Raw genomic sequence first — 11,228 nt, 5'->3', positions numbered from 1 at the left:
TATTCCCCCTTCCCGCTTCGGGAAGGGCAGGGTGGTTTCATACAACGAGGGAAAAACTAAAACTGGGTTTCAAAGCCTCTCTCCGCTTCGGGGAGAGGTTTGGAGAGGGGTCAAAATCTATGGTTATACATGAGGAATCAAGACTTATGTATTTTTCTTTTTTCGTATGAAACCACCCTGCTTCCCGCTTCGGGAAGGGGGGTTAGGTCTATTTGCATATTTGTACCTCCCCGGATTGAAAATGGCTACATAACACTAAATTAAATGTATTAAAAAACTATTTTCTATCTGATTGTTGCGATCAAACTTGGCTGCGGTTTACTGCAACTATGGCTAAAGAATATTACGTGCAATACTTTCGATGTTGTAGTTGCTTAGGCGTAGACTGTCTTAGATATCGAATTTATTTTATGAGAATAATTTATGATAATTATGCCAGCGTTCTACAATAGGCGAATTACTCACCAAATTTCCGCTAAATCTAAAACAAATCCTGGCAAAACATCTTCTCCAGATAGAGTTTTAGGACTTTGTAAAATCTCAACTTCTCGATTGGAACGATAAATCTCTACTTGCTGCTGTCCTCTATTAATTAACCAGCCCAATCTTGCCCCATTATCGATGTATTCCCTCATTTTGGCTCGCGTTTTTTCTAATGAATCACTCGGAGACATTAACTCAACCACAAAATCGGGACACAAAGGAGCAAATCTTTCTTTTTCTGCTTCGCTTAAAGCATTCCACCGTTCCATTTTCACCCAGGAAGCATCTGGAGAACGCTCTGCACCATTAGGAAGTTTGAAACCACCAGAAGAGTCAAAGGATTTTCCTAGCTTATTTTGACGACTCCAAGCTCTTAATTGATAAGTTAAATCAGCATTACGGTCACTAGTACTACTCCCAGTAGGTGGCATAATAATAATTAATTCCCCTGAGGCTGTCCGTTCAAACTTTAAGTCTCGATTATTTTGACAAAGCTGAAAAAATTGCTCGTCAGTCAAGTCGATATTTAATTCGAGGGTAGGAGGTAAACTGACGGTGATATTATTCATGTTATCAGTTTGGGTGTAACTAGTATATTTATTCTAGTAGTTTGTCAAGTTAACTATAGTAATCCGCTTTGATTTCTGAAATTATTTTTGTGGTGCGCGTTCGCGTTGGCAAAGCCTCTCGTAGAAAAGCGTCTCGCAGAGAAGCGCAGTGCAAGCGCGATAGGTAGGCAATAGGCAACAGGAAACAAGCCTCTTCAAGTTGATTCGTTCTTTGACAAATGGTTCACCCGATTGGGTGAATGCGATCGCATCATCCAGAACTACTCTGAAAGTAGAGCCACTTTTTCTGCTGTTAGTGATCATGCTGACAGCCAAAAATCTCTCACAATGGCTATGATTGCCTTGAATATTATGCCAATTGCTTATATATCAAAGGGTCTAAGAGTGGATGAAATTGTAAAATCAGCGTATAAACCAGATTTTCAACCAGAGAATATCACTCTGTTGGACACAATTGCTGCCAATTTACCGGGGATGATTTTCCAAATTCTGCAACAGCAGGATGGTTCTGTATTTATCCCTTATATTAGTTTTGGTTGTAAATATTTGTATGAATTAGAACCAGAAGCTATACAGGCAGACTTTCAGGTGCTATATAAACTGATTCATCCACAGGATATAAAAGCTTTTGCAGAATCTATTGCTGTTTGTCGCACCACTTTTACACCTTGGCATTGGGAAGGTCGGATTATTACGCCTAGTGGCAAACTTAAGTGGATTCAAGGTACTTCACAACCAGAACTACAAGCCAATGGTGATTTTCTTTGGAATGGCTTGGCCATGGATATTACAGACCGGAAACAAGCCGAAGAAAAATTGCAAGAAAGTGAGGCGCGGTATAAAGCAATTTTGGATGCTATCCCCGATTTGATGTTTCGCATCAGCCGCGATGGCGAGTATTTAGATTTGAAAAGTGAAGGAGCAAATGTCACTCTTTCGAGAGAAGAAATAGTTGGAAAACATGTACAAGAGTTATTGCCTAGTGATGTTGCAGCCATTAGCCAAGTAGCGATCGCTAAAACTTTAGATTCTGGAACTTTACAAACTTGCGAATATCAGCTACCAACGCCTTTGGGAATCAGAAATTATGAGGCGCGGTTGGTCGTGAGTGGTGAAGATGAGGTACTAGCAATTGTCCGAGATATCACAGATCAGAAACAGGGAGAAGTCGCTTTACAAAATCTTGCCCAAAAATTTGCTAAAGCTTTTAGTTGCAGCCCCGATTCAATTACCATTAGTACGCTACAAGAAGGACGCTTCATCGAAGTTAACGACAGTTTTGTAAAACTTTCAGGTTATGAGCGAGATGAGGCGATTGGTAAAACTTCTTTTGAGTTAAATCTTTGGGTAGACGATGGCGATCGCCTGAATTTGTTACAGCAGTTGCAAGGCACGGGAGTTGTTCGCAACTTAGAATTTGAATTTCGGCAAAAGTCTGGCGAGATCATTACAACGCTGCTTTCAGCCGAAGTGATTGATTTAGATGGTATACCTTCCATCCTGGCAGTGCATCACGACATTACAGAACGCAAACAGGTAGAAGCGCAGTTCCGCCTTTGTGCCCAACGCGATCGCTTGTTGGCAGAAACCCTAGTGCGAATTCGGTCTTCGCTTAACTTAGAGCAAATTCTCCAAACCACCGTCACGGAAGTCAGACAATTTCTGCAAGCAGATCGAGTTTTCATCAGTTTAAATAATGCCAATTTAGGAATCAGAACTCTTGCCGAATCAGTAGATCCCAAATATCCATCAGTCTCAGGTTGGTCTACTAATGATGAAGCTTATCTAAAAGAAGTGCGAAATTTACTAAAAGATAATTTTGTGCGTGTCGTTGAAGACATAACGCAAATGAAAGTATCTCCCAAAGTCAAAGCACACTGTCAAAAATTCCAAACGCAGGCTAGCTTGGCTGTACCAATTATGCTTGGTGATGAATTATTTGGGGCGTTGATTGCCAATCAATGCTCAGGTTCGCGTCATTGGCTGCCGATAGAAATTGATTTGTTACAGCAGATGTCAGAACAGGTTGCGATCGCTATTCAGCAAAGCCAGATATGCCAAAAACTAGCAGAACTCAACACTAATTTAGAACACCAAGTAGAAGAACGAACAGCCCAGTTGCAGCAGAAAATGCAAGAAGTTGAAAAATTGCATCGCGTCAAAGATGTAGTTTTGCACACCGTTGCCCACGATTTACGAACTTCGGTAATGGGTAACTTGATGGTGTTGAAGAATTTGTTAAATCAGGGGCAGGGGAGCAAGGGAGCAGGGGAGCAGGGGAGCAGGGGAGCAATTACAGCAAGTCTTTCCCCTCTGCCCCCCATCCCCTCTGCCCCTCTGCCTCTTTCCCATGCCCAATCCCCAATCTCCAATTCCCAATCTTCAATTCCAATATCTCGCTCAATTATCGAGCGGATGATTCAAGGCAACGATCGCCAACTAACAATGATTAACTCATTGCTAGAAATTAATTCCTGTGAAAAACAGGGTCTTGAGATCAAACTCGAACCTGTGCAACTTAGCACCCTACTGGGAGGCACATTCGCCCAGTTGGAACCCATACTTACACAAAATCAAGCGACTCTAAAAAACTTAGTTCCCGCAGACTTGCCTTTAGTAATGGCAGATGGGACTCGATTGCAGAAAGTTTTGGCAAATTTAATCACACATGGCTTGCAAAATAATCCACCAGGATTAAATTTTACCCTGAGTGCCACCGTTGAGAGGGGAATGATTCGCACTCAGATTCAAGATGACGGTGTGGGAATGAGTAAAGTAGAGTGCGATCGCCTTTTCGATCTTCATGTCCGCGATCCCCAAGACTGTTGCTCTACAAGCATTGGCTTAAAAATGTATCTTTGTCGGAAAGTTATTAAGGCACATGGCGGCGAAATCGGTGTTATTAGTAACCGCAAGCGCGGGTTAACTTTCTGGTTTACACTACCTTTGGCAACTTGATCCGCAACAAATCGCCCATAAATCACCAAAAAATGAGAGGGTGTTATTTATAGCAATATTAAACTTCTTGCAAAGGTGCTTTTTGCACTCTTGTGGGAAAAAGGTAAAGGTTAAAGGGAAAGGGTTAAATACAAAACCTTTACCCTTTCCCGCCTTCCCTTTTCCCTACTTCTGCAAGAAGTCTATTGAGTAAGGGAAACACCCTCAAGGTATGGGCAAAGTTGCTCGGATGCTAATGGCTACTCCATTTACAACAGTGCAAAGCTGGTGGAGAAAAATCTTTTCTGCACCAACAACAGATGAAATCAATACTCTTTACAAAGCTTGGCGTAACCGCTTTTTGTGGCAGAGATTACGTTTATGGTTATGGCTGGCGCTGATTTGTCTGTTGTCTTTTACTTTGCGAGACATTTACGGCTTGTTTTTTCCTTTTCAAGAGTTGCAGCAGTTGCCAGAAGTAGTTAGAACTCAACGTATTGTAATTAATGTTGCAATGCTCATGAGTATACTGGTCTGCTTTGCCTTACATAAAACTAAATTAGGTCGTCATCGTCCAGATTTATTATTTTTGGGGTCTTCTTGGTCAATTAGTTTAGCATCGCAGTTGTTTGCAACTCTTACAGGTTTTGCACTACCTGATACCATCGGTTGGTCGCTGCTATTCTTGAGCCAAGCTGTGTTGATGCCCGTCTGCTGGATTCTTCACTTGCTGACTCAAGTGAGTGTGCTGGTTTACTATTTTGGTGTGAATACGGCACTTGGACTAGAAACACCGATTCCTGAACACCCAGGAATATATAATGTGACGTTCATTTTATACATTTTTTGGTTTTGTACTATATGTGATATTGGTGTTTATCTGTACGATCGCTTGCAACGCTCTGAGTTTTATGCCCGTCAAGAACTGGAATCTGCCTATCAAAAACTCAAGGTTGCAGAAGCTAAATATCGCACCATTTTTGAAAACGCCGTTGAAGGAATTTTCCAAAGCAGTCCCGATGGACGTTACATTACGGCAAATCCCGCTCTAGCACGTATTTATGGCTACTCTTTAGTGGAAGAGGTGACAGCAAATTTCACTGATATTGAACAATTTTACGTTGATCCGAACCGTCGGGCAGAATTTGTGCGCCTGATGGAAAAGTATGGCAGGGTTTCAGAGTTTGAGTCTCAAATTTATCGCCGAGATGGGAGTATTGTCTGGATTTCAGAAAAAGCTTACGCAGTCCGTGACGAACAGGGAAAATTGCTTTACTACGAAGGTTTAATTGAAGACATTACCCAGCGCAAGCAAACTGAAGAGGAACTACGAGTATTTTTCCATGCAGTTTCCCACGACTTACGTAACCCGGTGCTGGGTACTTTAATGGTATTGAAGAATTTGCTAAATCAGGGAGCGGGGACTGGGGAGCAGGGGACAGGGGGCAGGGAGCAGGGGGGAAATTCCTCTCCTCTGCCCCCTGCACCCCGCCCCTCTACCTCTTTCCAATCCCCAATCCCTGTTTCACGCTCAATTTTAGAGCGGATGATTCAAAGTAGCGATCGCCAACTGAACTTAATTAATTCGTTGATGGAAACTCATATCAGTGAAATGCAAGGTGTTGTTTTACAACGTCAAACCGTACAATTACTGGCAGTTGTCGAAGCTGCGATCGCTGATTTAGAGCCATTATTAGAGCAAAATCAAGCCAAGCTGACAAATCTAGTATCCGCAGATTTGCCATTAGTGAATGCTGATCCCACACAACTATGGCGAGTTTTTTCTAACTTAATTGTCAATGCTCTAAAACACAATCCCCCGGAATTGCTTTTGACAATCAACGCTACTCATAAGGATGACAAAATTTATTGTACTGTTAGTGATAATGGTGTGGGAATTAGTCAACAACAAAGCGATCGGCTTTTTGACCTTTACTTTCGGGGTGCAAGTATCCGCAATTCTGTAAGTTTGGGATTGGGGTTGTATCTGTGTAAGCAAATTATCCATGCTCACGGCGGCGAAATTGGCGTAAACAGTGCATTGGATGCAGGGGCAACTTTCTGGTTTACATTACCTATTAGCTAAGTACTGAAAAAAGAATGCGACAAATAGATAATTTGTAAAGACGCGATGAATCGCGTCTTTTTGCAAGTTAAAGAATATCAAGATGATGATAATAAGCAATCGCTAGAATGAAGCATATTCCTAAATTAAAGTTTCAACTATGATAGCCTCACCCCAACAAAACTACATCACCGTTGAAGAATACCTCCAAATGGAGGAACAGAGCAATATCAAGCATGAATACATCGACGGCTACATCTATGCAATGGCTGGAGCGCTAGATCCACACGTTACCATTGCAGGAAACCTATTCGCTCTCCTCCGTAATCATGTGCGCGGCTCTGGTTGTCGTGTTTACATCGCTGACATGAAAGCCAGAATTGAATCCCTGAATCGCTTTTATTATCCCGATGTGATGGTTACTTGCGATCAACGAGATCGAGAAACGCCAGGTTATAAAAGATTTCCCTGTTTAATTGTCGAAGTTTTATCTAATTCTACCGAAGCTTTTGATCGTGGCGATAAATTCGCCGATTATCAAACACTGGAAAGTCTGCAAGAGTATGTTTTAATTAATACAAAACGTCAGCGAGTCGAGTGTTTTCGCCGCAATGAGCAAGGGTTATGGGTTTTACAATCTTACACATCAGAGGATCAATCATTTCGACTCAATAGCGTGGATTTTGAGGAAACAATGGCAACACTCTACGAAGATGTAGTTTTTGAATAATCAATTATTACAGGGTATTCGACGCAATTTTTAGTAAACTATATAACTGATAAGCCTTGAAGGCTTCCTAACCAGGTGGAAGCGTTAATGAAAGCAGGCACAATTGATTAAATAAAAAGTTATGGCGCTCATAGTTCAGAAATACGGTGGTACATCTGTCGGTTCAGTGGAACGTATTCAAGCTGTTGCACAGCGTGTTTATAAAACTGTTAAAGCTGGAAACTCTCTTGTCGTAGTGGTTTCGGCAATGGGCAAAACCACCGATGGACTCGTCAAACTAGCTAATGAAATTTCTCCAAATCCTAACCGCCGGGAAATGGATATGCTGCTTTCTACTGGCGAACAAGTAACTATTGCCTTACTCAGCATGGCTTTGCAGGAACTCGGACAACCCGCAATTTCCATGACTGGCGCTCAGGTAGGAATTGTTACCGAAGCTGAACACAGCCGCGCTCGGATTTTGCATATTGAAACTACTCGTCTCAGTCGCCACATAAATGAAGGTAAAGTAGTTGTAGTAGCAGGGTTTCAAGGTACATCTAGCGCCGGAGAGATGGAAATTACGACTTTGGGTCGTGGTGGTTCTGACACATCAGCAGTGGCGATCGCAGCCGCATTAAGAGCGAATTTTTGCGAAATTTATACAGATGTTCCAGGTATTCTCACTACAGACCCCCGCTTAGTTGCTGAAGCTCAGTTGATGGATGCCATCACCTGCGATGAAATGTTGGAATTAGCTAGCTTGGGGGCAAAAGTGCTGCATCCCCGTGCTGTGGAAATTGCCCGTAACTATGGTGTTCCCCTTGTAGTTAGGTCTAGTTGGACGGATCAACCAGGTACTTGGGTGACATCAGCCAAACCCCAAGGGCGATCGCTAATCAATCTAGAAATTGCTCGTCCAGTAGATGCTGTAGAATTTGACACTGACCAAGCGAAGGTTGCTTTGTTGCGCGTACCTGATAAACCAGGTGTTGCAGCTAGGTTATTTGGCGAAATTTCTCGGCAAAAAGTAGACGTAGATTTAATTATTCAGTCAGTTCATGAAGGTAACAGCAATGACATTGCTTTTACTGTGACAACACCAATATTAAAACGGGCAGAAGCAGTAGCAACAGCGATCGCCCCAGCACTAAGAAGTCAATCTAACCCCAAATCGGAAGAAGCCGAGGTAATGGTAGAACATAACATTGCCAAAGTCAGCATCGCAGGCGCAGGAATGATTGGCCGTCCTGGTGTTGCAGCAAAGATGTTTGCCACCTTAGCTGAAGCAGGCGTGAATATTCAAATGATTTCCACCAGCGAAGTCAAAGTAAGTTGCGTAGTCGATGCCAACCAATGCGATCGCGCTGTCAACGCACTCCGCACCGCCTTTGAGATTGAAGCAGGGGAGCAGGGGAGCAGGGGAGCAGGGGAGAGTAGCTGCATAGATTCCCCTCTGCCCAATTGTCCTCCCGTTCGCGGTGTTGCTCTCGATTTGAATCAAGCGCGTCTTGCTATTCGCCAATTGCCAGATCGTCCGGGGATGGCGGCAAAATTGTTTGGATTATTAGCGCAACATAATATTAGTGTTGATATGATTATCCAATCTCAGCGCTGTCGGGTAATTGATGGTGTTCCCAGACGAGATATTGCCTTTACAGTCTCGCGGATAGACGGGGAAAGTGCAAAAAAAATGCTTACCCAAGTAGCAGCAGAGTTAGGATGGGGTGAAGTTGTTTTAGATAGTGCGATCGCTAAGGTGAGTATTGTCGGTGCAGGTATGCTCGGACAACCAGGTGTTGCGGCTAAAATGTTTGAAGCTTTAGCCCAACAACAAATCAATATTCAAATGATTGCCACTTCAGAAATTAAAATTAGTTGTGTCGTGGCCCAAGAGCAAGGTGTTAAAGCTTTACAAGCTATTCATGCAGCCTTTGAACTGGCTGGTAGCGAGAAATTTGTAGTGCCAGCGTAAAACGTGACTCATTTCATGTCCGCTTGATTAGAATGGCACTAAGATAAGCCCAAAGTCTTGTGTTGCCTCGTTCCCAGCCTCTAGGCTAGGAAGCAGCCAGGGCAAGAACTGTGTCTTAACTTAGTGCCATTGCACTTAAGCTATAATCAAGCAATTTATCAGACTATATTTATATTGATGAATAGTCATTTCCTAGATGGACATTACCGAATACTAAAAGTTCTCAATGATGGGGACAAGGGGAAAACCTATCTAGTTGAAGATACTAATCTTCTTGGCAGCGAACTTATAGTAAAGCAATTATGTCCTCCTAGTAAAAATCCCCAAACTTTAACAATTCTAAGCCACTTGTTTGCCAGTAAAGCAGCAACTTTAGAAAAACTAGGACAGGAAAACGATAAAATCCAAAAGCTAGTTGCTTATTTTGAAGAAAATGAAGAATTCTATATAGTCCAAGAATTCATACCTGGTAATTCTTTAAGTGACGAAATTATCCAGGGACAACCTCTAAGTGAAAACCAAGTAATTAATCTTTTATCCGAAATATTAGAAATTTTGGTTATTGCACATAGCTATGGCGTGATTCATCGGGATATTCAACCAGCAAATATTATTCGTAGAGAATCAGATAAAAAGTTAGTTTTGGTTAATTTTGGTACTTTTAATGAAGCCATCACCAATACCGTTGACAATCTTGAGTATATGCCAATAGAACAAGTTAACGGCAACCTCAAATACAACAGCAATATATATGCTTTAGGTATTGTTGCGATCGCAGCACTTCGAGGTTTAAATGCAAAGGAAATATCTAATTTGCAAAGTCAGAAACATAAGCTGACAGGTGAAATAGTTTGGCGTCCCAAAAGCCTAAAAGTTAACAGAAAGTTAGAAAAAATTATTAATAAGATGGTGCGTTTTGATTATCGTAAACGCTACCAGTATGCAACCGAAGTTTTAGATGATCTGAAAAAATTAACAAATGTTGAAGTTCAGCAAAAACAGGATGATAAAAAATTATTACTAATTTTGACGGGGATAGCTGGTTGTATCACACTTGGTGTTGGAGCTTGGCAATTGAGGTTGCCAAAACCTGTAAGTGATGCTCAACAAACATTATACCAACATGGAATAAATAAATATGAATCCGGAAACTATGAAGAAGCAGTTAAAGATTTCAATCAGGTTATTGAATTAGATCCGCAAAATGCTCTGGCTTATAATAAGCGGGGCGATGCTTATTATCGATTAGGAGACTATGAGCAAGCACAAGCAGACTCTAGCCAAGCAATTTTACTCAATCCTCAAGATGCCAATGCCTATTTTGACCGAGGATTTGCTTTTTATGGATTAAGTAAGTACAAAGAAGCGATCGCAGACTATACCCAAGCGATTAAGTTAAACTCTGAGAATGCTTATGCTTACTATGGCCGGGGATTAGCTCGTTCTCAAGTGAAGGATAATAAAGGAGCAATTGGAGATTTTAGCAAAGCGATCGCTCTCAAGCCTGAGTATACCGAAGCCTACTTGCAACGAGGTATCCTTCGCCGTCGCCTTAAACAAAGACTTGCAGCAATCCAAGATTTTGACACAATAATTAAAATTAATCCTAGTGATGCTAAAGCTTATTATCAAAGGGGTTTAACTCAATCTGTTAATAAACAGCAATATGCAGCACTTAAAGATTACGCAGATGCAATCAACATCAATCCCAAATATATCGAAGCTTTTCTTAATCGTGGTGATATTTACAGTGAGTTGGGAAATAAAGTAGAAGCTACTGAAGATTACAACACTATTTTAGAGATTGATCCTAAATTTATTGCAGCTTACATCCACAGGGGAATTCACCGTTTTTCCTTCGGAAATTATAAAGGCGCTATTGAAGATTACACCGAAGCATTAAAACTAGATACTAATAATGTAGCAGCTTACAACAACCGTGGTAACGCCTATCTCGAACTGGGAAATATAAAAGCTGCAAATCAAGATTATTCACGAGCGATTGCAATTAATGCTAACAATGCCTTAGCCTACTATAACCGGGGTATAATTCGCACCAAGCAGAAAAACAAACAAGGAGCGATCGCAGATTTCAAAAAAGCTGCAAAACTATTCCAACAGCAAGGAGAGAAAGATAGTTATCAAGATGCACAAAGAGAAATTGCAATTCTGCAAAATAAGTCAGCACCAGCACCAAGCACTCGCCCTAAATCTGGGAAAAGATAAAAAGATTTAGCTAGTAAAAGGGACTGGGGATTAGGGATTAGGGACTGGGCGTAAAATCGAAAAATTACAAGTCCTTCTCACCCCCCTTAGTCTCCCCTTTCCAAAGGCTACGGTGTACACACAAATCGAATTACCCCCTCAATCCCCCCTTGCAAAGGCTACGGTGTATACACAAGTCGAATTACCCCCTCTAACTCCCCCTTGCAAAGGGGGAGAACCGGATATTTCCCCCCTTTGCAAGGGGGGAAACCGGAAAATCTTGTT

General features: G+C 41.7%; 7 protein-coding genes. 6 read left to right on the top strand and 1 reads right to left on the bottom strand.

Going from position 1 to position 11,228, the window contains the following annotated elements; translation table 11 throughout:
* Nucleotides 1–461: 461 nt before the first annotated feature.
* A complete protein-coding gene (locus tag HUN01_RS19135; protein WP_181927523.1) occupies nt 462–1,052 on the bottom strand; it encodes a Uma2 family endonuclease in 591 nt (196 codons plus the stop codon).
* 211 nt (nt 1,053–1,263) lie between these two features.
* Here HUN01_RS19135 and HUN01_RS36160 point away from each other — a divergent pair, with 211 nt between their 5' ends.
* The 6 genes from HUN01_RS36160 to HUN01_RS19110 all read left to right on the top strand — a co-directional run bounded on the left by HUN01_RS36160 (nt 1,264) and on the right by HUN01_RS19110 (nt 10,964).
* Nucleotides 1,264–1,389, top strand: coding sequence for a hypothetical protein (locus tag HUN01_RS36160; RefSeq protein ID WP_257797980.1), 126 nt, complete (start codon nt 1,264–1,266; stop codon nt 1,387–1,389).
* Complete coding sequence (locus HUN01_RS19130) at nt 1,380–4,010, top strand: sensor histidine kinase (protein ID WP_181927522.1); 2,631 nt, start codon at nt 1,380–1,382, stop codon at nt 4,008–4,010. Before HUN01_RS36160 ends, HUN01_RS19130 begins: the two co-directional genes overlap by 10 nt.
* 211 nt (nt 4,011–4,221) lie before the next feature.
* On the top strand, nt 4,222–6,075 hold the full coding sequence (locus HUN01_RS19125; RefSeq protein ID WP_238845471.1) for a PAS domain-containing sensor histidine kinase: 1,854 nt from the start codon (nt 4,222–4,224) through the stop codon (nt 6,073–6,075).
* A gap of 139 nt (nt 6,076–6,214) precedes the next feature.
* A complete protein-coding gene (locus HUN01_RS19120) occupies nt 6,215–6,784 on the top strand; it encodes a Uma2 family endonuclease (protein ID WP_181927521.1) in 570 nt (189 codons plus the stop codon).
* A gap of 121 nt (nt 6,785–6,905) precedes the next feature.
* The gene (locus HUN01_RS19115; protein WP_181927520.1) at nt 6,906–8,738 is read left to right on the top strand and encodes an aspartate kinase; all 1,833 of its coding nucleotides are present in this window, start codon (nt 6,906–6,908) and stop codon (nt 8,736–8,738) included.
* Nucleotides 8,739–8,915: 177 nt separating this feature from the next.
* Nucleotides 8,916–10,964, top strand: coding sequence for a serine/threonine-protein kinase (locus HUN01_RS19110; protein WP_181927519.1), 2,049 nt, complete (start codon nt 8,916–8,918; stop codon nt 10,962–10,964).
* The last annotated feature ends 264 nt before the right edge of the window (nt 10,965–11,228 follow it).

It is taken from the genome of Nostoc edaphicum CCNP1411 (assembly GCF_014023275.1).
In the GTDB taxonomy this organism is placed as follows: Bacteria; Cyanobacteriota; Cyanobacteriia; order Cyanobacteriales; family Nostocaceae; genus Nostoc; species Nostoc edaphicum_A.
This window is presented reverse-complemented; position numbering and strand designations above follow the sequence as displayed.

What these genes read in the sequence shown, in the direction of transcription:
- HUN01_RS19115 (WP_181927520.1), top strand. Translation starts at nt 6,906, where the DNA reads ATGGCGCTCATAGTTCAGAAATACGGTGGTACATCTGTCGGTTCAGTG.
- HUN01_RS19120 (WP_181927521.1), top strand. Translation starts at nt 6,215, where the DNA reads ATGATAGCCTCACCCCAACAAAACTACATCACCGTTGAAGAATACCTC.
- HUN01_RS19135 (WP_181927523.1), bottom strand. Translation starts at nt 1,052, where the DNA reads ATGAATAATATCACCGTCAGTTTACCTCCTACCCTCGAATTAAATATC.
- HUN01_RS19125 (WP_238845471.1), top strand. Translation starts at nt 4,222, where the DNA reads ATGGGCAAAGTTGCTCGGATGCTAATGGCTACTCCATTTACAACAGTG.
- HUN01_RS19130 (WP_181927522.1), top strand. Translation starts at nt 1,380, where the DNA reads ATGGCTATGATTGCCTTGAATATTATGCCAATTGCTTATATATCAAAG.
- HUN01_RS19110 (WP_181927519.1), top strand. Translation starts at nt 8,916, where the DNA reads ATGAATAGTCATTTCCTAGATGGACATTACCGAATACTAAAAGTTCTC.